This window comes from Acidovorax benzenivorans (assembly GCF_028680575.1).
Lineage (GTDB): Bacteria > Pseudomonadota > Gammaproteobacteria > Burkholderiales > Burkholderiaceae_C > Acidovorax > Acidovorax benzenivorans.
Map to the genome: position 1 here is coordinate 34,030 of NZ_JAPCKI010000015.1, position 22,881 is coordinate 56,910.

The window sequence follows — 22,881 nt, forward strand, 5'->3', positions numbered from 1 at the left end:
CGGCTCGCAGAATGCCAGACCTGTGACCTCCACCACCTCCATCATCATCGTCCCCGGCTGGCGTGACTCAGGCCCCGGCCACTGGCAGAGCCTGTGGGCCGAGCGCCTGCCCCACGCGCGCCGTGTGGTGCAGGACGACTGGATCACGCCCACCCGCTCGGCCTGGGTGAGTCAGTTGGAAAAAACGGTGCTGGCCGCGCCGCACCCCGTGGTGGTCGTGGCGCACAGCCTGGGTTGTATTGCCACCACCCACATGGGCCCCGAGGCAGCGGCCAAGGTGTGTGGTGCGTTGCTGGTGGCCCCGGCCGACCCCGAGCGCCGCGCCATCCTGAGCGACTTTGCCCCCGTGCCCTATGCCCCGCTGCCTTACCGCAGCATCGTGGTGGCCAGCAGCAACGACCCGTTCTGTCCCATCCGCCTGGCGGGCGCCTATGCCAGGGCCTGGGGCAGCGAGTTTGTGCGCATGCAGAACGCAGGGCACATCAACATCGACTCCGGCCATGGCGAATGGCCCTTGGGCTGGGCGTTGCTGCAGTCGCTGGAGGGCGGCCATGCCACCGTCCAGCCAGCGGCAGGGTACTCGCACGCTTCTCCCGCTGTGGTTTGACTGCTACTTAATTGATAGCTGTCTGCGCATGTTGTACCTGCGCTTGAAGCTTTTTTGGCTTGAAAGTCCAGGCATGGGCCGCTGCTGACGGCTTGAGTGCCATGACGCCTGCACACCATCCTAAAAAACCATATGCCAATTTATGATTAATTAACAAGAATATATTCTTTTGAGTTTTAAGAGGTGCTCCGCACAATGCGGAATCTCCAGCATTTTTTGGGCGACCTCACCATGACTTCTTTGAAACTCAAGACCCTCCTGGCCTCCCTGGCCCTGGCCGCGAGCGGCATGGCTGCCGCACAAAACTCGCTGCTCAACGTGTCATACGACGTGGCCCGCGAGTTTTACAAGGACTACAACGCTGCCTTTGCCGCGCACTACAAGAAGACCACCGGCCAGGACGTGAAGATCGACCAGTCGCACGCAGGCTCCAGCGCCCAGGCGCGTGCCGTGAACGACGGCTTGGCGGCCGACGTGGTGACCATGAACACGACGACGGACGTGCAGTTTCTGGCCGACAGCGGCGTGGTCGCCAAAGACTGGGCCAAGAAATTCCCGCACGATGCATCGCCCACCACCTCGACCATGCTGTTCCTGGTGCGCAACGGCAACCCCAAGGGCATCAAGGACTGGGACGACCTCATCAAGCCCGGCGTGCAGGTGATCGTGGTGAACCCCAAGACCGGCGGCAACGGCCGCTATGCCTACCTGGCCGCCTGGGGCGCCGTGCGTGAAAAGGGCGGCACCGAGGCACAGGCCGCAGAGTTCGTGGGCAAGCTCTACAAGAATGTGCCCGTGTTGGCCAAGGGTGGCCGCGATGCTACCGCCACCTTTCTGCAGCGCAACCAGGGCGATGTGCTGATCACCTTTGAATCTGAAGTGGTCTCCATCGACCGCGAATTCGGCGCGGGCAAGGTCGATGCGATCTACCCCTCGGTGAGCGTGGTGGCCGAGAACCCCGTGGCCGTGGTCGAGCGCACCGTGGCCAAGAAGGGTACAGCCCAACTGGCCAAGGCGTATCTGGACTACCTGTATTCGGATGAGGCACAAGAGATCGCTGCCAAGCACGCCATCCGTCCGCGCTCGGAGAAGGTGCTCAAGAAGTACGAGACCACCTTCAAGCCGCTCAAGCAGTTCACCGTGGCCAAGTATTTCGGCTCGCTGACCGAAGCGCAGAAGGTGCACTTTAATGATGGCGGCCAGTTCGACAAGCTCTACACGCCCGGCGCCAAATAAATAGGCCCGGCGCTTCTCCCGTCTCACCACTGCATCTATGACCACTGCGACCGCTGTGGCCGCAGCCCCGGCCGGACGGCGCGCGCCCAAGCGCGTGCTGCCCGGCTTCGGGCTGTCACTGGGCTACACCCTTTTCTACTTGAGCATCATCGTGCTGATCCCGCTGTCGGCACTGATCTTCAAGACGTTCACCCTCACCTGGGACCAGTTCTGGGCCGCCATCAGTGCGCCGCGCGTGCTGGCGTCGTACCGGCTGACCTTCGGTGCCTCGTTTCTTGCGGCGTTGGTCAATCTGGTGTTTGGCCTACTGATCGCCTGGGTGCTGGTGCGCTACAAGTTTCCGGGCAAGAAAATCGTGGACGCGCTGGTGGACCTGCCTTTTGCGCTGCCCACCGCCGTGGCGGGTATCTCGCTTACGGCTTTGCTGGCGGGCAATGGCTGGGTGGGCAGCATTCTGGAGCCCATGGGCATCCAGCTGGCGTTCAAGCCCGCGGGCATCGTGATTGCGCTCATCTTCATCGGCCTGCCGTTTGTGGTGCGCACGGTGCAACCCGTGCTGGAAGACGCCGAGAAAGAGCTGGAAGAAGCCGCCACCTGCCTGGGCGCCACACGCTGGCAGACCTTCACCATGGTCATCCTGCCTTCCATCACACCCGCACTGCTCACCGGCTTTGCCATGGCGTTTGCGCGGGCGGTGGGTGAGTACGGCTCGGTCATCTTCATCGCAGGCAACATGCCCATGGTGTCGGAGATCACACCCCTCATCATCATCGGCAAGCTGGAGCAGTACGACTACGCGGGCGCTACGGCCGTGGCCGTGGTGATGCTCGTCATCTCCTTCATCCTGCTGCTCATCATCAATGCGCTGCAAGCCTGGCAGCGACGTCACGCGGGGGCACCAGCATGAGCGGCAACAACTCCCGGACCATTCGCCGCGCACAAGCGGGCACGACCGAAGCGCCTTGGGTGCGCTGGACGCTCATCGCCGTCGCACTGGCCTTCATGCTGCTGTTCTTGGTGCTGCCACTGGCCGCCGTGTTTGCCGAGGCACTGCGCAAGGGCTTTGGCGCGTACCTGGAAGGCCTGCGCGAGCCCGACGCCTGGTCGGCCATCAAGCTCACGCTGATCACCGCGCTGATTGCTGTGCCGCTGAACCTGGTGTTCGGCGTGGCGGCTGCCTGGTGCATTGCCAAGTACGAGTTCAAGGGCAAGGCGTTCTTGACCACGCTGGTGGACCTGCCGTTCTCCGTCTCGCCCGTGGTGGCGGGTTTGATCTACGTGCTGATGTTTGGCGCGCAGGGCTGGTTTGGCCCGTGGCTGCAGGCGCACGACATCAAGATCATCTTCGCCGTGCCCGGCATTGTGCTGGCCACCGTGTTCGTGACCTTTCCATTCATCGCCCGCGAGCTGATCCCGCTGATGCAGGCGCAAGGCAACGACGAGGAGCAGGCCGCCATCGTGCTGGGCGCTACCGGCTGGCAGACCTTTTGGTACGTGACGCTGCCCAACATCAAGTGGGGCCTGCTGTACGGCGTGATCTTGTGCAACGCGCGGGCCATGGGCGAGTTTGGTGCGGTGTCGGTGGTGTCGGGCCACATCCGGGGCCAGACCAACACCATCCCGCTGCACGTCGAAATCCTCTACAACGAGTACCAGTCCGTGGCTGCGTTCGCTGCCGCATCGCTGCTGGCCCTGCTGGCCCTGGTCACGCTGGTCATCAAGACGATTGCCGAACACCGCAACGAACAGGCCCTGAAGGCCGCCGCCGAACTTCCTCCCGAGCGGCCCTCCCAAGGAACGACACCATGAGCATTGAAATCCGTAACGTCAGCAAGCAGTTCGGCGACTTCCAGGCCCTGCGCGATGTGAGCCTGGACATCGCCTCGGGCGAACTCATCGCGCTGCTCGGCCCCTCGGGCTGCGGCAAGACCACGCTCTTGCGCATCATCGCCGGGCTGGAGACGGCCGATGTGGGCACTATCCACTTCAGCGGTGAAGACACCACCGACGTGCATGTGCGCGAGCGCAACGTGGGCTTTGTGTTTCAGCACTACGCTCTGTTCCGTCACATGACCGTGTTCGAGAACGTGGCCTTTGGCCTGCGAGTCAAGCCCCGCAGCGAACGCCCGAGCGAGGCGCAGATCAAGAAAAAGGTGATGGACCTGCTCAAGCTGGTGCAGCTCGACTGGCTGGCCGAGCGCTACCCCTCGCAACTGTCGGGCGGCCAGCGCCAGCGCATTGCGCTGGCCCGCGCCCTGGCGGTGGAGCCCAAGGTGCTGTTGCTGGACGAGCCCTTTGGCGCCCTGGATGCCAAGGTGCGCAAGGAACTGCGTCGTTGGCTGCGCCGCCTGCACGACGAACTGCATGTCACCTCGATCTTTGTGACCCACGACCAGGAAGAGGCGCTCGAAGTGGCTGACCGCGTGGTGGTGATCAACCAGGGCCGCATCGAGCAAAGCGGCTCGCCCCAGCAGGTGTGGGACCAGCCCGCCAGCCCGTTTGTCTACGGCTTTTTGGGCGATGTGAACCTGTTCCACGGCCGTGCCCATGAAGGCCTGGTGCACCTGGAGGGTATGCAGATCGACTCGCCCGAGCACAGCCAGGCGCAAAACGCCAAGGCCTTTGCCTACGTGCGCCCGCACGACCTGGATGTGGAGCGCTACTCCCCCGGCGCGGGCCTGGACGCCGCTGGCCGCCCCCGTGGCATCGTGGCCCAACTGAGCCGCGCCATTGTGGTGGGGCCTATTGCGCGGCTGGAACTTATTCCCTTGGGCGATCACAAACCAGCGGACAATGCGTCCCCAGACCCCTTGATCGAAGCGCAGATCCCTGCGCAGCAGTTCAAGGAAATGGGTTTCAAAGAGGGTGAAACGTTGGTGGTGACACCGCGCCGCGCCCGCGTTTTTCTGGATCACGCTGCTGGGATTTGACTCCCCCCTGAGCCGCTTCGCGTCTTCCCCCTGAGGGGGACGCACCCGGTGGACTGGCGGAGCCAGATCCACGGGTGCACTGGCATGGGCCGTGCCCGTATTGGACGGCGGCACCGTTTGCAACGGCTATTGGATGAGGGATAAGAATGATGGTGTTGAACTGGATTGATCAGGCCCCGCGCCGCGTGCTGGCACTGATCAGCGTGGCTTGCGTAGGCATGCTGGCTTTTGGCATGTACCTGCAACACGTGGTGGGCCTGGAGCCTTGCCCCATGTGCATCGTGCAGCGCTATGCTCTCATTGGTATAGCAATTTTTACAGGTCTGGCAAGCGTCAGGGGCAAAAAAGGCTGGTGGATGACCTGGGCGGTGTTGGCGGTGATCGCGGCCGGGTTTGGCGCCTTTGTGGCGGCCCGCCAGAGCTGGTTGCAGTGGTATCCGCCAGAAATCGCCACCTGCGGCCGTGACTTCTACGGCATGATCGAAAACTACCCCATCAGCCGCGCCATCCCGATGATCTTCCGGGGCTCGGGTGATTGCACGGCGATCGACTGGACCTTCCTGGGCGGCTCGATTGCCAACTGGTCGTTCATCTGCTTTGTGGGGTTTGGCCTGGTACTGCTGGTACTGCTGGTGCGGGCCCTGAAGGGCGGCAACCAGCGGGGCTCTGGTTACTCGATGGCTTGATGCTTGCCGATGCATTGGCTCTCATGAAATCATAAAAAGGCGCTCCATGGAGCGCCTTTTTCGTTGTGAGACGGGCTTCAAACGCCTAGCCGTCTGCTCCCGACCGCCCTTGTCGCCTGAGCGGGAGGAGGAGGCAGGGGGGGCTAGCCGAGCACGGCATCACCTGCGTCCAGCGACGGCGGACGCAGAAGGTCCTCGTTGATGCCCATGGTTTGGCTGGCGCGTTCCACGGCCTGCCACAGGGGCGCGGGCATTTGCAAGATCTCGTCAGGCGAGGAGGAGCGTGCTATCCATGCGCTGATTTGCACGTGCTGCTCGTGCGTGAGCAGGTCCAGGTTCAGCATCTCGTCGATGATCTTCATGTAGGGGCAATCTGGGGTTCTTGGACAGGGCTCTGCGCCGCGAAGGCCTGGAGGGCTGTGTAGCGTGTGCGCGGCCGACAGGGGGCGTTTGGGCCACCATGGGGCCTGGAGCGTGGTGTGGCCTGAAGAAGATGGTGCCCGCAGCAGCAATCTCAAGCAGGACCTGGACGACGGCGTCAGTGTGCCATCTCGGCACCGTGCGCAAATGGCACGCCTTCTGTGCCGTCCACCCATGCGGGCAGCTTGTGCATCACGCTTTCAAACAACGGGCTTGCCTGCCAATGCGCCAGCCAGGCCTGCAAGCGTGGCCAGGGCTGGGCGCTCCACCAGGTGGCGTCAATGCCCGCAAACTGCCGCACGAAGGGCGCAATGGCCGTGTCGGCAAGGGCTGCCCGGTCGCCAAACAGACAGGCGTGTCCAGCCAGTCGCGTCTCCAGCCGTTGCAACCACTCCATGGCCTGAGTGCGTGCCAGGGCAGCATCCGCATCGGGGTAGCGGCCGGGGTATTTGCACCGGTCCAGCGCCTGTTTGAATGGGCCATCGCATTGCGCAATCAGTGCCAGCATGTCTTGCAGATTGCCATGGCTGGGGGTGAGCCAGCCCTCGGGGTCATGCTGCCTCAGCGCCCAGAGCATGATGTCCAGGCTTTGCTCCAGCACCTGGCCGCTCGGCAGCACTAGCACGGGCACAGTGCCTTTGGGTGATGCCTGCAACAAACCCCGTGGCTTGTTCTTGAGCACCACCTCACGCAGCTCGCAAGCCTGGCCGCTCACCGCCAGGGCCAGACGGGCGCGCATGGCGTAGGGGCACCGGCGAAAGGAGTAGAGGACGGGCAGGGCGGTCATGCTGCGTCCTCTGGATGGCCAGCATCGGCTTTGCCGTCTTGGGTGCTGGGCCGCGCAACGCTGCCGGGCTGGCGTGCGCCAATGTGTTCCTGGCCACGTTGGGCGGCCAGCTGCATTTGCCGCTCGCGCTCTGCCAGGGCGCGTTCCTGCTCGGGCGTGCGGGTGCCGTGGCAATACGGGCAGCTCACGCCGGGTACGTAGTGGGGCGACTGCAGCTCGGCCTCGCCCAGCGGCATGCGGCAGGAGCGGCACAGCTGGTGCGGGCCGCGCACCAGGCCATGGCCTACGGAAACGCGCTCGTCAAACACAAAACAGTCGCCCTGCCAGCGGCTGGATTCTTCGGGCACGGTTTCCAGGTATTTGAGGATGCCGCCTTCCAGGTGGTACACCTCGTCAAAGCCCTGCGACCTGAGGAAGGCGGTGGATTTTTCGCAGCGGATACCACCGGTGCAGAACATGGCCACTTTGGGTTTGCCTGCCAGTACACCGCCCGGTTGTGACTGCTGCGCCACCCAGGCCGGAAACTCTGCAAAGCTCTTGGTGTGCGGGTTGATCGCGCGCTCAAACGTTCCAATGCCCACCTCATAGTCATTGCGTGTGTCCACCACCACCACATCGGGGGCGTCGATGAGCGCGTTCCAGTCACCGGGCTTCACGTAGGTGCCCGCGTTGCGCGCGGGGTTCAGGCCCGGTACGCCCAGGGTGACGATCTCGCGTTTGAGCCGCACCCGCATGCGGTAGAACGGCATGCGCTCTGCGAGCGCCTCCTTGTGCTGCAGGGCGGCAAAACGCGCATCGCTGCGCAGCCAGGCCAGCACGGTGTGTACGCCCTGCGGCTCGCCCGCGATGGTGCCGTTGATGCCCTCGGGCGCCAGCAGCAGCATGCCGCGCACGCCATTCGCGTCGCACAAGGACTGCAGGGGCTCACGCAGGGCAACAAAGTCCGGCAAGTCCACAAACTGGTAGAGCGCGGCGGTGAGAAAGTGGGGTGTGACCGAGTCCACGAAATGGGCGGTTTTGAAATAGAAAGGGTGATGATAGCTGTCACCTTTCGTTACGATGCGGGGTTACCAACGCTGCTTGCAAGGTGGTCGCATGAGCAAGGAATCCACTCTCAATCTGTTCCGTCGGCTGGAGCAGCTCAACGGCATCGGTGCCGCTCTCTCGCGCGAGCGGGACATCGACCGGCTGCTGGAGAACATCCTGGAGGCAGCCAAGACCATCACCGGTGCCGATGGCGGCACGCTCTACAGCGTGACGGAAGACCAGTCGGCCCTCAAGTTCGAGATCTTGCGCACCGACTCGCTGGGCATCCGCCTCGGCGGCACCACGGGCAAACCCATTGACCTGCCGCTGCTGCCCCTGCGCACGGCCGATGGCGCGCCCAACGATTCGCTGGTGGCGGCCCACTCTGCCATCCACGACCGCACGGTGAACATTGCCGACGCGTACAGCGCAGCGGGGTTTGATTTTTCGGGCACCCGGGCGTTTGACTTGCGTACTGGCTACCGTTCGCAGTCGTTCCTGACGGTGCCGATGAAGAACCACGACCGCGAGCTCATCGGCGTGCTGCAACTCATCAACGCGCGCGACCCAGTGACGGGGGATGTGATCACCTTCTCGCAAGCCGACCAGAGCCTGGCCGAGTCGCTGGCATCGCAGGCGGCCATTGCGCTGACCAACCGGCTGCTCATCACGCAGCTGGAGCGCCTGTTCGAGTCGTTCGTGAACCTCATCAACTTGGCCATCGACGAAAAATCGCCCTACACCGGTGGCCACTGCCAGCGCGTGCCCGCCCTCACGATGATGCTGGCCGAGGCTGTGGATGCCAACCGCGAGGGGCCGCTGGCGGCGTTCAAGATGAGCGACCGCGACCGCTACGAGCTCAAGATGGCGGGCCTGCTGCACGACTGCGGCAAGATCACCACGCCCGTGCATGTGGTGGACAAGGCCACCAAGCTGCAAACCCTTTACGACCGCATCGGCCTGGTGGACACGCGGTTTGAAGTGCTCAAGCGCGACGCTGAGCTGGCGGCGCTGCGCCGCCAGCTGGCACTGCGCCCGGTGGTGGACGCGCGTGCCGAGGGGCAGGAGCTGCAGGCCCTGCAGCACGAGATCCATGCGCTGGAGGAAGACCGCGAGTTTCTGCGTCGCAGCAACACCGGCACCGAGGCCATGCGCCCCGAGGACCAGCAGCGCGTGCGCGACATCGCTGCCATGCGCCACTGGCGCAACCCGCAGGGCGTGCAAACGAGCTTTTTGACGGCCGAGGAGGTGGAGAACCTCACCATCCGTGCGGGCACGCTGACCCAGGCCGAGCGCGACACCATCAACTACCACATCGTCGCCACCATCAAGATGCTGGAGACGCTGCCCTGGCCGCGCCACCTCAAGAACGTGCCCGAATACGCAGGTGGTCACCACGAGCGCATGGACGGCAAGGGCTACCCGCGTGGCCTCACGCGCGACCAGATGTCGGTGCAGGCTCGCATGATGGGCATTGCCGACATTTTTGAGGCGCTGACCGCCGCAGACCGCCCTTACAAGAGCGGCATGCCACTGTCCCAGGCCTTGGCCATCATGCAGAAAATGATGCGCAACGGGCACATCGACCCCGACCTGTTCGATGTATTCATCCGCGGGCGCGTGTACCAGAGTTACGCCGAGCAGTTTCTCGACCCGGCCCAGGTCGATGAGGTGGACCTGGCCAGTCTGGGATATGCAGATATGCTATGAAATTAATAGCTTCTAGCGCTTATTGGGAGGCGCCAGGGCCTTTTTTGCATGACATCCCGGCCCAGGCTTGCACCAGGGTGTGTGCGCACGGTTGGAGGCGCAGGTTCGCGAACGTGGCAGTCAGAAGCCGAGCGAAGCGAGCAGGTCGTCTACGTCGTCTTGCTTGAGGGCCTTTTCCGGCACCTGCGGTCCGGCCAGTTCGTTCTTGGACTGGATCAGCGGGGCGCTCAAGTGCTCCGGCGCGCTGTGCATCAGCAGTTCCAGCAACTGCTGCTCCGTCTGGCCAATGATGTCGATGACCTTCTTGATGATCTGGCCTGACAGGTCCTGGAAGTCCTGCGTCATCATGATGTCGACCAGGAGCTGGTTCTGCCGCTCGGCGAAGCTGGCTGCCTGCGCGCCATAGGTCTCACAGCGGGTCAGCATGTCATGCACTTCGGCGTTGATCGGGCCGGTGTGTTGGCGCAGTTGCCTCAGCGTGGAGGCGAAGTGGTGGCTGTCGGCCTGAAAATTCCGGCACGCAGGCTGGCCGGCGTCGATGAGGTTCAGCACCTTGTTGGCGGCGGCCTCCGTCATGTGGCCCACATGGGTGAGGCGGTCGCGCGCATCCGGGAACTCCTGGGCGATGGCGTGGAGACTGTTGCTCAGCCCGAGCTCGGACATGGCCTCGTGCAGCGAGCGCGTGATGCGGCCCAGACGCTCGAATGCCTCGGTCGATGCATTGGCCGGCATGCTGGTCGGCGAAACGGCGGATACGGCGGTGACAGTCATGCTGCTGCTCCCTTTCTTTGCAAGATGGCTTTGATTTTTTCGTGCAAGGTGCCTGCCGTGAACGGCTTGACGATGTAGCCGTCTGCACCAGCCTGGGCGGCGTCCACGATGTTTTCCTTGCGCGCCTCGGCCGTGACAAGCAGAAACGGCAGGGGGGCCAACTGGGAGGATCCGCGCACGGCTTGCAGCAGCTCCAGCCCGTTCATCTGGGGCATGTTCCAGTCACTGATCACAAACTTGATGCCGCCGGCCTCCAGTTTGCGCAGGGCCTCGGCGCCGTTTTCAGCTTCGGTGATGTGGGTGACTCCGGCTTCGCGCAGCAGATTGCTGACGATGCGGCGCATGGTGGCAAAGTCGTCAACCACCAAGAACGTGTGCGCGGACAGGTTCATGGATGTGTTGTCGCTGGGTGGGCGCGCATGGTCTCCCGCACCTGAGGGATGCTGCCGCCGCAGTCTTCCTGGCCTTGGCGAAAGGTCAGGCGCCAATCTGGACCGGTCTCTCCGCCGGCAATGAAGGATGGATTGAACATTTTTCAATTCTATCAAATTAATCAAAGTGTTCAATCATTTATTGCATTTGAGATGTTTTCTGCGGCACGTAGAGGCGGGGGCTCGCCAGCATTCACTGTCGATTGCGAGCATGGAAGGATCCAACACGCACTCCGATCGTGGGAGAATTTGCTATGTATTTGAGAGCATTTGGCGCTTGCTGTAAAAGCGCTGGAGGGGCATTTTCCCCATTATTCGTCTGGGGCCGCGTTGGCCTGGGTCAGGAGCCATACCCTGAACGCCGCCATGGCTGCGGTCACTGGCCGTGATTGCAGGCAAGTCAGCCAGTAGGCGCCCCGGTGCAGCTCTTGCGCAAAAGGCTGCGCCAATCGGCCCTGCTGCAGTTCGCGCATGAACATCTTCACCGGCAACAACGCCATGCCCGCGCCCTGCGCTGCCGCCTCGGCCAGCGTGAGGGACGAGTCGAACACCGCGCCGCGCACCACGGGGCAGGGCGCACCTGCGGCCTCGAACCAGGCCGTCCATTCGTCGGTGCGGTAGCTGCGCAGCAAGGGCTGGCGCGCCAGGTCGGCCGCTGTGCGCAGGCCGTGGGCCAAGGCGGGCGAGCACATCACGGACATGGGCGCGTCCATGATGCGGTCGGCATGCGTGCCGTGCCAGGCGCCGTCGCCAAAGCGGATGGCGTAGTCCAGCCCTTCGCCCGCCATGTCCACCCGGTTGTTGTGCGTGAGCAAGCGCAGGTCCACAAAAGGGCAGGCCTGCTGAAAGTCGCGCAGCCGGGGCAGCAGCCAGCCCACCGCAAACGTGCCCACGGCGCCCACGGTCAGCACCTCGCGCGGGCGGGTGTCGCCCAGCTTTTCCAATGCGCGCTGCAGGTTGCCAAACGATTCCACCACCACCGGTAGCAGCGCCTGGCCTTCGTCCGTCAACGCCAGGCCGCGCGGCAGGCGCCGGAACAGCGCCTTGCCCAGTCGGGCCTCCAGTTTGCGAATGTGCTGGCTCACGGCGGTCTGGGTCACGTGCAACTCCTGGGCGGCGCGCGTGAGGTTCAGGTGGCGTGCCGATGCCTCAAAGGCACGCAGGGCGTTGAGCGGCAGGTGCATGGTGCTTTGAGCTCAAAGTTTTTCTTGGGGTTGGCGGCAATTATTGTCGATGGTGCTGCGGGCGAAGTCTCTTTATCGTTCGGGCCTTGCTTCAACTTCTGCAAAATTTTCTATGCAAAGACGACAGTTTTCCTTGGGTTTGATGGCTGCCACAGCTGCTGTGCCGCTGTGGGGCTGCGCAGGCTCCAACCAAACCGGCCACCGCCGCGACACCATGGCGCGCCAGTGGAACGATGCGCTGGCAGACATCGAGCGCAGTGCGCAGGGCCGCCTGGGCGTGGCCATGCTCGATACCGGATCGGGGTTGGCGCTGGGCTGGCGGCAGGATGAGCGGTTTGCCATGGCCAGCACCTTCAAGCTGGTGTTGGCAGGCTGGATGCTGGCACTGGTGGACCAGGGCAAGGAGCGCCTCGACAACCGCGTGCGTTATGCCAGCAGCGACGTGGTGGCCTATTCGCCCGTCAGCGGCCCGCGCGCGGGCGATGGCGGCGGGCTGACGGTGGGCGAGTTGTGTGCGGCCACCGTCAGCCTGAGCGACAACACGGCGGCCAACGTGCTCATGGCGCGCCATGGTGGCCCGGCCGGGTTCACTGCGTTTGCGCGTTTGCTGGGCGACGAGGTCACGCGGCTGGACCGCACCGAGCCCACACTGAACGAGGCTGCCGTAGGCGACCCGCGCGACACCACCAGGCCGTTGGCCATGCTGCAGACGATGCAGAAACTGGTGCTGGGCAATGCGCTCAGCCCCGCATCACGCGCCTGGCTGCAGCGCTGGCTGGTAGAGACGAGCACGGGTGACAAGCGCCTGCGCGCCGGTGTGCCGGGCTGGAAGGTGGGCGACAAGACCGGCACGGCGGGCGACAGCGGCACGGCCAACGACATTGGCGTGCTGTGGCCGCAGGGCGGCGGCGCGCCGTTGCTGGTGACCTGCTACCTCACGCGGTCTGCAGCTTCACCCGAGCAGCGTGACGCAGCCATTGCGCAGGTGGCGCGGGCTGTGGTGGCCGCGCGCAATACGTTCAGAGCTTCTTGACCAGCACCTGGCTCTTGCGGTCCCAGTTGTACTTGCGCTTGCGTGCGTCTGGCAGCCAGTCCGGGTCCACGGGCTGGAAGCCGCGTTTGATGAACCAGTGCATGGTGCGCGTGGTCAGCACAAAAATGCTGTCCAGTCCCAGCAGGCGCGCGCGCTGCTCGATGCGTTTGAGCAGCTTCTCGCCATCGCCCGTGCCCTGGCTTTGGGGTGACACGGTCACGGCGGCCATCTCGGCCGTCTTGGCTTCGGGGTAGGGGTACAGCGCGGCGCAGCCAAAGATCACGCCGTCGTGCTCGATGATGGTGTAGGTGGCGATGTCGCGCTCAATCTCGGTGCGGTCGCGCTTGACCAGCGTGCCGTCCTTCTCGAAAGGCTCGATCAGCTGCAGGATGCCGCCCACGTCGTCGATGGTGGCCTCGCGCAGCTCTTCGAGCTTTTCGTCGATGACCATGGTGCCGATGCCGTCGTGCACATACACCTCCAGCAGCAGCGAGCCATCCACCGCAAACGGCAGGATGTGGCTGCGCTCCACCCCGGCCTTGCAGGCCTTCACGCAGTGCTGCAGGTAAAAGCCCGTGTCAGTGGGCTGCTGGGCGGGCGGCAGCTGGGCCAGCAGGGCTTGCGCGGCGGCCAGTGGCAGCTCGGTGTCGATGGGGTTGTCGTCGCTCTCGGGCTCGGTGGGCGACATGCGGATGCCCTGCACCTCGGTCAAGAAGATCAGTTTGTCGGCCCGCAGCTCGATGGCCACGCTGGTGGCCACCTCTTCCATGCTCAGGTTGAAAGCCTCGCCCGTGGGCGAGAAGCCGAACGGCGACAGCAGCACCAGCGCGCCCATGTCCAAAGTACGCTGGATGCCGGCCACATCCACCTTGCGTACCAGGCCCGAGTGCTGAAAATCCACGCCGTCCACAATGCCCACGGGCCGCGCCGTGAGAAAGTTGCCCGAGATCACCCGCACCGTGGCGCCCGCCATGGGCGTGTTGGGCAGGCCCTGGCTGAAGGCGGCCTCGATCTCATAGCGCAGCTGGCCCGCAGCCTCCTGCGCGCAATCGAGCGCCACGGAGTCGGTGATGCGGATGCCGTGCGAATACTTGGCTGCATGCCCTTTGGCCGCCAGTTGTTCGTTCACCTGCGGGCGAAAGCCGTGCACCAGCACGATCTTGACGCCCATGGCCTGGATCAGCGCCAAGTCCTGCGCAATGTTGTGCAGCTTGCCCGCCGCAATCGCCTCACCCGTCAGCCCGATCACAAACGTCTGGTTGCGGAACTTGTGGATATAGGGCGCCACCGAGCGGAACCAGGGGACGAAGGTGAAGTTGAAGACGGCGGACATGACTGTGCGAACGGTGGGGCGGGCTGTGAAATGGCGGAATAAACGGCGGCGGCGGGCGGCCCCGCAGGGCCACCAAACCGCGCATCATAAGCATGCTGAGCTTTGGGGCGCCACATTCAGCGCCACATAGGGTGCAGCCGTGCCGTCTGTGTGTTGCCGAAACGCCGCCAGCCGTGCCGCAAACGGCTCCAGCACCAGGGTTTCGTCCGGCCCGCAAGCGGGTGGCACGGCAATGTGGATGCCGCTGCGGTCCATCAGCGCCTGCATCTCGTGGCGGGCGATCATGCCGTGGTCCATCAGCGCATCGACCAGATGGTTCAGCGCACCCTGGTGCTGGCGCAGCAGGGCACCTGCGCGCTGGTACTGGGCCTGTAGCAGCTCCTCGATGGCGGCATTGCTGGGCGCCACGTCGGTGTTGATGTGGTGGTCTATCTCCACCGTCACATCGGTGCGCGCCAGGCGGGCACCAAAACCGTGGTGGCGGATGTAGCGCGCGGCCTCTGCCGTCACCTGTTTGTAGTCTTGCTCGGCGCCCGTGGTGCAGGCCATCTCGCCAAACACCAGCTCCTCGGCCACGCGGCCCGCCAAGCCTACGCACATCATGTCCAGTGCGTTCTGACGCGTGGTCACCTTCAGGCCCGCGAAGCTGTTGTAGCCGCCTTCAAACGACGCAATGTTGATCTTCACCTCCTGCGGGGCCTGGCCCAACAGCAGGCCGTACACCAGTGCGTGGCCCGCCTCGTGCACCGCCAGCAGCGCGCGAAAGTCGGCGTTGGCGCGCTGCTTGAGCCGGTTCAGCTCCAGAGTGACCGGGAAGAGGGCCTGCTGCGCCCCGGCCTGCACCGCCAAGTGTCGCTTGTCCGCCGACAGGGTGATGGCGTAAGTCGTGCCAAGTGGCAGCGCCTGCTCCAGCACCCACAGCGCGGCCTTGACGAGGTTGGCGCTCAGGATGGCGTGCACCGACGAGAACAGCGGCCGCGTGCCCTGGGCAGGGAACACGGCGTTGGCGTACAGCTCGTCGTGCACATCCTGGGCAATGGCAAAGCGCACGCCACAGTGGGCCGCAATGTCGTCGCAATAGCGCGCACACAGGTTGCGGATGAGCTGCTCGTAGGTTGCCTTGTTGAAGGACGGATAGACCACATGCTCATTGCCCAGGCGGGCAATCTGCTCGGGCTTGAAGCGCTCGCTCAGGGCCTTCTTCACGTCGATGAGCGAGAGCTTGCGCGTAAGGCGGTGGAAGATGTCGGCATCGGTGTCGCAGTCTTCCACGCGCTGTGCGGTCTCGTGGTACATCTCGTCCAGGTTGCCGCACACGAACACCAGCAGTTTGCTGAAGTCGGTTTCCCAGGACGACAGCGACTGCTGAAACCGCGTGAACAGCGCCTGCACCTGCGCGGGCGGCCATTGCATGATCTCGGCCAGGGGCTCTTGCAGCTTGAGCATGCGCTTGAGTTCCTGTGCGTCCCAGGCGTCGAGTTGAAAGCGGTAGGGCTTCTTGCCCGCGCGTTCACCCTCGTCGTCATCGGCGCGTTCGGCTTCATAGTGGGCATCGGCCAGCTTGCGTTCGATGTTGGTGAGCGCGCTCAGGGCAGGGGGCAGGCGCCCGTCGGAGAGCAGCGTCCACACATCCTGGTAGCGCTCCACCTTCACGTCCTCGCCCTTGCGGTCCACGGTGCGAAAGCGCTGAAACTCGTCCAGCACCAGGATGCCGGGCGTGCCCTCGTGGATGCCCGAGTCGCCCAGCATGCCCGAGATGGACGAGCTGCGGTAGCTGGCGCCGTGGCTGAAGCCGTCCATCTGCACTTCGACAAAGCGGTCGTAAAAGCCCAGCAGTTGCGCCAGGCGCCGCGTGAGCTGCGTTTTGCCCGTGCCCGTCAGGCCCCACAGGCAGACGATGACGGGCCGGGTAATGAGCTGGGGCAGCACATACCAGGCGCGGATGGCATCGATCACGCGGTCGATCACGTCGTCGATGCCAAACAGCTCGGTCTTGAGTTGCTCGGCCGCCTGTGTCAGCGCCTGTTGGCGCTGGGCCAGCAGGGCCCGATGGGCCTGCGCTGGCGGGTGCTGCCCATGTGGTATTTGCTGCACTTCGCGCAGCGGTAGGGTGGGGGTTGAAAGGTCCATGGTGTTCAATCGTTCTTGTCAGTCGCTCTCGGTAAAGCGAGTGTTCAGGGTCGCCTTGCGCAGGGCGACGTTGTCCGCACGGCGCTGGGCGCCACGGGCTCGGATGTGTTTGCCTGCTGCGCTGGACAGGCTGCGTTGGGCCAGTGCGATGGCCACAGGGTTTCGGGGCGGGCCCGAGGCTTCGAGCTTCAGCACCAGGGGCTGCTTCATGCGGCGCAGCTTTTTGATTTCACCCTGGGCGAAGGCCCGAGACAGTTTTTTGGCACTCATGATGTGCACGTACTCCACAAACAAAAAACCCCGGCGATAGAGCCAGGGCTTGCGGAGCGCGTGAAAGAGTGCGCGGGTGCATTTGCCATGGCTGAACTGTGTGTGCACAGTCCAGCCGGGGCGGTGGACTGTGGTCAGACGGGTGCGGTGTAAAAGGCAGACATGTCGGGGGACCTCCAGGGGTTCGTTCGGGCCGTGCGCCGAGGGTGGCGCGGTATGCAGGCTTGCGAAGAATGGGCGCGATTTTGGCGGCGCTGGTGGGCTTTGGCAACGAAAAGCGCTGAAAACGCCGCGAAATGTCGCTCCAAAAGCACAGATGCGGCCCAGGGGGCAGGGTGCCGCTACCGATAATGCGGGCCTATGTCTTCTTCTGATCCGCGTTTGCCTGCGTCGTCCCGCGTTCCTGCTCCTGCCCCCGTACCTGCACCCGCCGCGCCGCCAGCGCCGCTGCGCATCACGTTCCCCGAGTCGTTGCCTGTATCGGGCAAGCGTGACGAGATCATGGAGGCTATCACCCAGCACCAGGTCATCATCGTGTGCGGCGAAACCGGCTCGGGCAAGACCACGCAGTTACCCAAGATTGCGCTGGCCCTCGGCCGTGGCAAGTGCAACGCCAAGCCGGGCCAAAAAGGCCAGCTCATCGGCCACACCCAGCCGCGCCGTATTGCCGCCAGCAGCGTGGCCAAGCGCATCGCCGAAGAGCTGAACACGCCACTGGGCGACGTGGTGGGCTTCAAGGTGCGGTTCCAGGACCGCTTGAGTCGCGATGCCTCCGTCAAGCTCATGACCGACGGCATCTTGCTGGCCGAGACGCAGACCGACCCGCTGCTCAAGGCCTACGACACCATCATCATCGACGAGGCGCACGAACGCAGCCTGAACATCGACTTCCTGCTGGGCTACCTGCGCCAGATCCTGCCGCGCAGGCCTGACCTCAAGGTCATCGTCACCTCGGCCACGATTGATGCGGACCGGTTTGCCAAGCACTTTGAAAGTGCCAAGGGCCCGGCCCCGGTCATCATGGTGTCTGGCCGTACCTTTCCGGTGGAGCAGCGCTACCGCCCGTTTGAAGAAAGCCGCGACTACGGCCTGAACGAGGCCATTGCCGATGGCGTGGACGACCTTTGGCAGGGCAATGCGGCAGGGGACATCCTGGTCTTCTTGCCCGGCGAGCGCGAGATTCGCGAGGCCGCCGACCACCTGCGCAAGCACCTGGCGCACCAGCCCGTGATGCGCAATGCCGAGGTGTTGCCACTGTTCGCGCGTCTGTCGCAGGCCGAGCAGGACCGCATCTTTGACGGCCACACGGGCCGCCGCATCGTGCTGGCCACCAACGTGGCCGAGACCTCGCTCACCGTGCCCGGAGTCCGATACGTCATTGACGCAGGAACAGCGCGCGTCAAGCGCTACAGTTTTAGAAGCAAGGTGGAGCAACTGCTGGTCGAGCCTGTCAGCCAGGCGGCGGCCAACCAGCGCGCAGGCCGCTGCGGACGTGTGGCCAACGGCATCTGCATTCGCCTGTACGACGAGGCTGGTTTCAACGGCCGCCCGCGTTTTACCGATCCCGAAATTTTGCGCAGCTCGCTGGCAGGCGTCATCCTGCGCATGAAGTCGCTGCACCTGGGCGACGTGACGCAGTTCCCCTTCATCGAGGCGCCTTCGGGCCGCGCCATTGCCGACGGCTACCAGCTGCTGGCCGAGCTGGGCGCGGTGGACGATGCTAACGAACTCACCCCCATGGGCGTGGAGCTGTCGCGCCTGCCGCTGGACCCGCGCGTGGGCCGCATGATCATCGAGGCGCGCGACCGCAAGGCGCTCGATGAAGTCCTGGTGATTGCCAGCGCCCTGAGCGTTCAGGACGTGCGCGACCGTCCCATGGAGGCGCAGCAGCAGGCTGACCAGGCGCACGCCAAGTTCGACGACGATAAGAGCGAGTTCAGCGGCTACCTCAAGCTGTGGAAGTGGATCAACGAAGCGCGGGGCGGAGCGCCCAGCCTGCCGTCGGCCCGTGCCCAGAAGGCGATGGCCGCGCAGAAAGCGCCTTCGCAGGCCTACTTGCCGGTGGCGCAGCGCAGTGGCGGGGGCAGTCCTGCCGCAGCGCCTGCTGTACCCGCCGCCGTCCCCGCTGCGACTCACAAACTCAGCAACCGCCAGTACGAGCAGCTGCTGCGCCAGAACTTCATCAGCATCCGGCGCCTGCGCGAGTGGCGCGACATCCACACCCAGCTGCTCACGGTGGTCACCGAGCACAAGTGGCAGATCAACACCCAGCCCGCCAGCTACGAGCAGCTGCACCTGTCGATGCTGGCCGGGCTGCTGGGCAACGTGGGCGCCAAGAGCGACGAGGAAGACTGGTACCTGGGCGCGCGCGGCATCAAGTTTTACAAGCACCCCGGCGCGCACCTGAACAAGAAGCCCGGCCGCTGGATCGTGGCGTCCGAACTGGTGGAGACCACGCGTCTGTTTGGGCGGGGCATTGCGGCCATCGAGCCGCAGTGGCTGGAACAGATTGGCGGGCATGTGCTGCGCAAGCAGTTGCTCGACCCGCACTGGGAGAAGAAGTCTGCCGAGGTGGTGGCGCTGGAGCGCGCCACGCTCTACGGCATCGTGGTCTACAACAACCGCCGCGTGAACTTCGGCAAGGTAGACCCTCATGCCGCGCGCGAAGTGTTCATCCGCGAGGCGCTGGTGGACGGCAATTGGGAGACCAAACTGCCCTTCCTGGCTGCCAACCAGAAGATGATCGCCAAGGTCGAAGAGCTGGAGCACAAGTCCCGCCGCCAAGACGTGCTGGTGGACGATGAGCTCATCTACGCCTTCTACGACCAGCAGCTGCCGCCCGAAGTGTGCAGCGGCCACAGCTTTGAGGCGTGGTACCGCGAGGAAAGTAAAAAGCAACCCGACCTGCTCAAGCTCACCCGCGACGAGCTGATGCGCCACGAGGCTGCAGGCATCACCACCAACGCGTTTCCCAAAACCGTGCGCCTGGGTGGCGTGGACTGCGCTGCCAGCTACCTGCACGAGCCCGGCGACGCGCGCGACGGCATCACCGTGACCATCCCGCTCTTCGTCCTCAACCAGGTGAGCGACGAGCGCTGCGAATGGCTGGTGCCCGGCATGCTCAAGGACAAGATCCAGGCCCTGCTCAAGAGCCTGCACCAGCGCCCGCGCAGCCGCTTTGTGCCGCTGCCCGAGTCGGCCACGCGGCTGGCCGAGCTGTTCAACGCGCCTGAGCGGTTTGGTACCGGCAGCCTGACGGACGCTTTGCTCAAGCAGGTGCGCGATGAGACCTCGCTTGATGTGAAGCGCGCGGACTTCAAGCTCGACATGCTCAGCCCGCACCTTTTCATGAACTTCCGCGTGGTGGACGAGCACGGCCGCCAGCTGGGCCACGGACGCAACCTGGGCGCACTCAAGGCTGAGTGGGGCGCCAAGGCGCGTGGTGCGTTCCAGGCGCTGGCAGGTCTCAAGCTGGGTACTGTGGCGGCACAAAGCGAGAAATCTGAATCAAATATGCCTCTAGCGCTTGATGGTAAAGCGCAGGCAGCTATCAAATCAGGAGTAAAGGGTGCAGCCCCCGTTGCGGCGAGACCCGCGAGCGCTGCGCCATCGGCCCCGGCAGGCCAGCGCTACACGGCCTGGACGTTTGGTGAGCTGCCCGAGCTGATGGAGATCAGGAAGGCTGGCCAGACACTGATCGGCTTCCCGGCGCTCATCGACGGCGGTGACGCCGTCACCATCGAGGTCTTCGACGAGCCCGAAGTCGCCGCCGCCAAACACCGCGCGGGCCTGCGCCGCCTGTTTGCGATGCAGATCAAGGACGCGCTCAAGTACCTCGAAAAAAACATCCCCGACCTGCAGAAGATGGCCGTGGCCTACATGCCCCTGGGTACACAAGAAGAGCTGCGCACCCAGATCATCGACGTGGCGCTGGACCGGGCCTTTTTGCTCGACCCGCTGCCTACCGACGAATACGCCTTCAAACGCCGCGTGGAAGAGGGCAGAGGCCGCCTCACGCTGATCGCGAACGAGGTCGCCCGCCTGGCTGCCACCATCCTTACCGAATACGCCGCCGCCGCCCGCAAGATCAAGGACACCAAGAACGCCCCCGAGGCCACGCAGGATGCGCAGCAACAACTGCAGCGCCTGGTGCCCAAGAACTTCATCGCCGTGGCGCCGTGGGCCCAACTGGCCCACTACGCCCGCTACCTCAAGGCCATCACCCTGCGCCTGGACAAATACCGCGCTGACCCCGCCCGCGACGCCGCCAAGCTGGCCGAACTGCGCCCGCAAGAGCAGCGCTACTGGCGCCTGGTGGCCGAGCGCAAGGGCGCGGTGGATGCGCGCATGCAGGAGCTGCGCTGGCTGCTGGAGGAGCTGCGCGTGAGCTTCTTCGCACAAGAGCTGCGCACTCCGCAGCCGGTGAGCGTGAAGCGGCTGGACAAGCTGTGGGAGCAGGTCAATAGCTGACGAAGAGGGCTTGCCGGTGGCCGATCGTGACGAGGCTGGCGTCACATGGGCGACGATGCATCGGGGCATCCCCCTTGCTTGGCTTTGGTGGGGCATCTAGGCTGGAGGGCACAAGGAGTCTGTTTGCCCCATGCGCCCTCACCACAAGTTCTGGCCCCGTCGCCTTCCCCACGCCATCACGCTGCCCGCCACCTCGCTGTGGGACAACCTGGCCATCAATGCACGCCGCTACCCTGACAAGGCGGCGCTGGTGTTTTTTGGGACCACCACCAGCTACCGGCAACTGATGCAAGGCGCGGAGCGCCTGGCCGCGCGGCTGGCTCAACTGGGTGTGCAGCGGGGCGACCGCGTGGTGCTGTGCATGCAGAACTGCCCGCAGCTCGTGATGGCGCACTTTGCCATCCTGCGGGCCAATGCGGTGGTGGTGCCGGTCAATCCCATGAACCGTGCCGAGGAGCTCAAGCACTACATCACCGACCCCGACACCAGGGTAGCCATCACCACCGGTGATCTGGCTCCCGAGATGGCCAAGGCCAGCGATGCGTTGGCCCCTGGCGAGCGCCTGGCGCATCTGGTGGTCACGCAGTTTTCGGACGCGTTCGATGTGGCCGTGACCGGCATTGATGCGCCGCCTGAGGCCTGGATGAACTGGCTGGGCACGCGCCACCCGCTGCCAGCCCTCGATGGTGGGCAGGTTCATGCCTGGACGGATGCTCTGGCCTGTGCGGACTCGCCGCCCGCCTTGTCGGTAGGTCCGGCCGATCTGGCGCTGCTGCCCTACACCAGCGGCACCACGGGGCTGCCCAAGGGCTGCATGCACCTGCACAAAAGCATCATGCACAACGCGGTGGCGGGTGCGCTGTGGGGCAATGGGTCTGCCGACAACGTGACACTGGCGGTGGTGCCCATGTTTCACATCACCGGCATGGTGAGCGTGATGCACACGGCCATCTACTGCGGCGCCACGCTGGTCATCATGCCCCGGTGGGACCGCGACCTGGCGGGGCGCCTGATATCGCGCTACCAGGTCACCACCTGGACCAACATTCCCACCATGGTCATCGACCTACTGGGCAGCCCGAACTTTGCCAGCTATGACCTGTCCAGCCTGGCCTACATCGGCGGTGGGGGCGCGGCCATGCCGCAGGCGGTGGCGCAGCGCCTGCTGGAGCAATACAGCCTGCGATATGCCGAAGGCTATGGCCTGACCGAGACGGCGGCCCCCTCGCACTCGAACCCGCCGGACCACCCCAAGCAGCAGTGCCTGGGCATTCCGTTCATGAGCACGGATGCGCGTGTGATCGACCCCGACACGCTGCAGGAGCTGCCCGTGGGTGAACAGGGCGAGATCATCATCCATGGCCCCGAGGTATTTGAGGGCTACTGGAAGCGGCCCGACGCCACGGCCTCGGCCTTCATCGAGTTCGAGGGCAAGCGTTTCTTTCGCTCCGGCGACCTGGGCCGCATGGACGAGGACGGCTATTTCTTTTTGACCGACCGGCTCAAACGCATGATCAACGCCAGTGGCTTCAAGGTCTGGCCGGCCGAGGTCGAGGCCCTGATGTTTCGCCACCCCGCCATCCAGGAGGCCTGCATCATTGCGGCCAAGGACAGCTACCGGGGCGAGACGGTGAAGGCGGTGGTGGTGCTGCGCGCTACCCACAAAGACACAACCGAGCAGCAGATCATGGACTGGTGCCGCGAGAACATGGCGGTCTACAAGGTGCCGCGCATCGTGCAGTTTGTGAGCGCGCTGCCCAAGAGCGGCAGCGGCAAGGTGATGTGGCGCACCCTGCAGGAACAGGAATCGCAATAATAGTAAACAATTCGATGCTATCTAATAGATAGCATTGCGTG

General features: G+C 64.4%; 19 protein-coding genes. 10 read left to right on the forward strand and 9 right to left on the reverse strand.

Translation table 11 applies throughout. The features are described 5' to 3' along the window. Nucleotides 1-22 precede the first annotated feature (22 nt). The 6 genes from OIN59_RS19845 to OIN59_RS19870 all read left to right on the forward strand — a co-directional run bounded on the left by OIN59_RS19845 (nucleotide 23) and on the right by OIN59_RS19870 (nucleotide 5,459). Nucleotides 23-607, forward strand: coding sequence for an RBBP9/YdeN family alpha/beta hydrolase (locus tag OIN59_RS19845; protein WP_274113108.1), 585 nt, complete (start codon nucleotides 23-25; stop codon nucleotides 605-607). 231 nt (nucleotides 608-838) lie between these two features. Next, the gene (locus OIN59_RS19850; RefSeq protein ID WP_274113110.1) at nucleotides 839-1,843 is read left to right on the forward strand and encodes a sulfate ABC transporter substrate-binding protein; all 1,005 of its coding nucleotides are present in this window, start codon (nucleotides 839-841) and stop codon (nucleotides 1,841-1,843) included. Nucleotides 1,844-1,880: 37 nt separating this feature from the next. Then, nucleotides 1,881-2,750 carry a sulfate ABC transporter permease subunit CysT gene (gene cysT, locus OIN59_RS19855; protein ID WP_274113112.1) on the forward strand — a complete coding sequence of 290 codons (870 nt, stop codon included), beginning with the start codon at nucleotides 1,881-1,883 and terminating at the stop codon, nucleotides 2,748-2,750. Then, a complete protein-coding gene (cysW, locus tag OIN59_RS19860; RefSeq protein WP_274113114.1) occupies nucleotides 2,747-3,652 on the forward strand; it encodes a sulfate ABC transporter permease subunit CysW in 906 nt (301 codons plus the stop codon). Before cysT ends, cysW begins: the two co-directional genes overlap by 4 nt. Beyond that, a complete protein-coding gene (locus tag OIN59_RS19865; protein ID WP_274113116.1) occupies nucleotides 3,649-4,773 on the forward strand; it encodes a sulfate/molybdate ABC transporter ATP-binding protein in 1,125 nt (374 codons plus the stop codon). Before cysW ends, OIN59_RS19865 begins: the two co-directional genes overlap by 4 nt. 149 nt (nucleotides 4,774-4,922) lie before the next feature. Continuing rightward, nucleotides 4,923-5,459, forward strand: a complete 537-nt coding sequence (locus tag OIN59_RS19870; protein WP_274113229.1) for a disulfide bond formation protein B — start codon at nucleotides 4,923-4,925, stop codon at nucleotides 5,457-5,459. 143 nt (nucleotides 5,460-5,602) lie between these two features. Here the strand turns inward: OIN59_RS19870 and OIN59_RS19875 are convergent, their stop codons facing one another. The 3 genes from OIN59_RS19875 to trhO form a co-directional block, all read right to left on the reverse strand. Beyond that, nucleotides 5,603-5,821 (reverse strand): hypothetical protein, encoded by a 219-nt coding sequence (locus OIN59_RS19875; protein ID WP_274113118.1) that lies wholly within the window; start codon nucleotides 5,819-5,821, stop codon nucleotides 5,603-5,605. 176 nt (nucleotides 5,822-5,997) lie between these two features. Next, the gene (locus OIN59_RS19880) at nucleotides 5,998-6,666 is read right to left on the reverse strand and encodes a glutathione S-transferase (RefSeq protein WP_274113120.1); all 669 of its coding nucleotides are present in this window, start codon (nucleotides 6,664-6,666) and stop codon (nucleotides 5,998-6,000) included. Next, nucleotides 6,663-7,670, reverse strand: a complete 1,008-nt coding sequence (gene trhO, locus OIN59_RS19885; RefSeq protein ID WP_274113121.1) for an oxygen-dependent tRNA uridine(34) hydroxylase TrhO — start codon at nucleotides 7,668-7,670, stop codon at nucleotides 6,663-6,665. Before trhO ends, OIN59_RS19880 begins: the two co-directional genes overlap by 4 nt. Before the next feature lie 91 nt (nucleotides 7,671-7,761). Here trhO and OIN59_RS19890 point away from each other — a divergent pair, with 91 nt between their 5' ends. Further along, nucleotides 7,762-9,402, forward strand: a complete 1,641-nt coding sequence (locus OIN59_RS19890; RefSeq protein WP_274113123.1) for an HD family phosphohydrolase — start codon at nucleotides 7,762-7,764, stop codon at nucleotides 9,400-9,402. Between the two features lie 120 nt (nucleotides 9,403-9,522). On the opposite strand, the gene OIN59_RS19895 is transcribed toward OIN59_RS19890, so the two are convergent. From OIN59_RS19895 to OIN59_RS19905, 3 genes are all read right to left on the reverse strand, one after another. Beyond that, nucleotides 9,523-10,173 (reverse strand): protein phosphatase CheZ, encoded by a 651-nt coding sequence (locus OIN59_RS19895; protein WP_274113125.1) that lies wholly within the window; start codon nucleotides 10,171-10,173, stop codon nucleotides 9,523-9,525. After that, entirely contained in the window at nucleotides 10,170-10,565 is a 396-nt protein-coding gene (locus OIN59_RS19900) for a response regulator (RefSeq protein WP_274113127.1), read from the reverse strand. Before OIN59_RS19900 ends, OIN59_RS19895 begins: the two co-directional genes overlap by 4 nt. A gap of 350 nt (nucleotides 10,566-10,915) precedes the next feature. Continuing rightward, on the reverse strand, nucleotides 10,916-11,788 hold the full coding sequence (locus tag OIN59_RS19905; protein ID WP_274113129.1) for a LysR family transcriptional regulator: 873 nt from the start codon (nucleotides 11,786-11,788) through the stop codon (nucleotides 10,916-10,918). 112 nt (nucleotides 11,789-11,900) lie between these two features. Here OIN59_RS19905 and blaACA point away from each other — a divergent pair, with 112 nt between their 5' ends. Further along, nucleotides 11,901-12,821, forward strand: coding sequence for an ACA family class A beta-lactamase (blaACA, locus tag OIN59_RS19910; protein WP_274113130.1), 921 nt, complete (start codon nucleotides 11,901-11,903; stop codon nucleotides 12,819-12,821). Here blaACA and argA read toward each other — a convergent pair. From argA to OIN59_RS19925, 3 genes are all read right to left on the reverse strand, one after another. Beyond that, nucleotides 12,808-14,154, reverse strand: coding sequence for an amino-acid N-acetyltransferase (gene argA, locus OIN59_RS19915; protein WP_274113132.1), 1,347 nt, complete (start codon nucleotides 14,152-14,154; stop codon nucleotides 12,808-12,810). The two genes, blaACA and argA, sit on opposite strands and share 14 nt — an antisense overlap. 84 nt (nucleotides 14,155-14,238) lie before the next feature. Then, on the reverse strand, nucleotides 14,239-16,284 hold the full coding sequence (locus OIN59_RS19920) for an AAA family ATPase (RefSeq protein WP_274113134.1): 2,046 nt from the start codon (nucleotides 16,282-16,284) through the stop codon (nucleotides 14,239-14,241). Between the two features lie 18 nt (nucleotides 16,285-16,302). Then, a complete protein-coding gene (locus tag OIN59_RS19925) occupies nucleotides 16,303-16,554 on the reverse strand; it encodes a hypothetical protein (protein WP_274113136.1) in 252 nt (83 codons plus the stop codon). A 360-nt stretch (nucleotides 16,555-16,914) separates the two neighbouring features. Here OIN59_RS19925 and hrpA point away from each other — a divergent pair, with 360 nt between their 5' ends. Both hrpA and OIN59_RS19935 read left to right on the forward strand, forming a co-directional pair. Then, entirely contained in the window at nucleotides 16,915-21,024 is a 4,110-nt protein-coding gene (gene hrpA, locus OIN59_RS19930; protein WP_407655123.1) for an ATP-dependent RNA helicase HrpA, read from the forward strand. A 130-nt stretch (nucleotides 21,025-21,154) separates the two neighbouring features. Further along, complete coding sequence (locus tag OIN59_RS19935) at nucleotides 21,155-22,840, forward strand: long-chain fatty acid--CoA ligase (protein WP_274113138.1); 1,686 nt, start codon at nucleotides 21,155-21,157, stop codon at nucleotides 22,838-22,840. Nucleotides 22,841-22,881 lie beyond the last annotated feature (41 nt).

What these genes read in the sequence shown, in the direction of transcription:
- OIN59_RS19900 (WP_274113127.1), bottom strand. Translation starts at nt 10,565, where the DNA reads ATGAACCTGTCCGCGCACACGTTCTTGGTGGTTGACGACTTTGCCACC.
- hrpA (WP_407655123.1), top strand. Translation starts at nt 16,915, where the DNA reads ATGTCTTCTTCTGATCCGCGTTTGCCTGCGTCGTCCCGCGTTCCTGCT.
- OIN59_RS19890 (WP_274113123.1), top strand. Translation starts at nt 7,762, where the DNA reads ATGAGCAAGGAATCCACTCTCAATCTGTTCCGTCGGCTGGAGCAGCTC.
- OIN59_RS19895 (WP_274113125.1), bottom strand. Translation starts at nt 10,173, where the DNA reads ATGACTGTCACCGCCGTATCCGCCGTTTCGCCGACCAGCATGCCGGCC.
- OIN59_RS19925 (WP_274113136.1), bottom strand. Translation starts at nt 16,554, where the DNA reads ATGAGTGCCAAAAAACTGTCTCGGGCCTTCGCCCAGGGTGAAATCAAA.
- OIN59_RS19905 (WP_274113129.1), bottom strand. Translation starts at nt 11,788, where the DNA reads ATGCACCTGCCGCTCAACGCCCTGCGTGCCTTTGAGGCATCGGCACGC.
- OIN59_RS19935 (WP_274113138.1), top strand. Translation starts at nt 21,155, where the DNA reads ATGCGCCCTCACCACAAGTTCTGGCCCCGTCGCCTTCCCCACGCCATC.
- cysT (WP_274113112.1), top strand. Translation starts at nt 1,881, where the DNA reads ATGACCACTGCGACCGCTGTGGCCGCAGCCCCGGCCGGACGGCGCGCG.
- OIN59_RS19920 (WP_274113134.1), bottom strand. Translation starts at nt 16,284, where the DNA reads ATGGACCTTTCAACCCCCACCCTACCGCTGCGCGAAGTGCAGCAAATA.
- blaACA (WP_274113130.1), top strand. Translation starts at nt 11,901, where the DNA reads ATGCAAAGACGACAGTTTTCCTTGGGTTTGATGGCTGCCACAGCTGCT.
- argA (WP_274113132.1), bottom strand. Translation starts at nt 14,154, where the DNA reads ATGTCCGCCGTCTTCAACTTCACCTTCGTCCCCTGGTTCCGCTCGGTG.
- cysW (WP_274113114.1), top strand. Translation starts at nt 2,747, where the DNA reads ATGAGCGGCAACAACTCCCGGACCATTCGCCGCGCACAAGCGGGCACG.
- OIN59_RS19870 (WP_274113229.1), top strand. Translation starts at nt 4,923, where the DNA reads ATGGTGTTGAACTGGATTGATCAGGCCCCGCGCCGCGTGCTGGCACTG.
- OIN59_RS19850 (WP_274113110.1), top strand. Translation starts at nt 839, where the DNA reads ATGACTTCTTTGAAACTCAAGACCCTCCTGGCCTCCCTGGCCCTGGCC.
- OIN59_RS19875 (WP_274113118.1), bottom strand. Translation starts at nt 5,821, where the DNA reads ATGAAGATCATCGACGAGATGCTGAACCTGGACCTGCTCACGCACGAG.
- OIN59_RS19880 (WP_274113120.1), bottom strand. Translation starts at nt 6,666, where the DNA reads ATGACCGCCCTGCCCGTCCTCTACTCCTTTCGCCGGTGCCCCTACGCC.
- OIN59_RS19865 (WP_274113116.1), top strand. Translation starts at nt 3,649, where the DNA reads ATGAGCATTGAAATCCGTAACGTCAGCAAGCAGTTCGGCGACTTCCAG.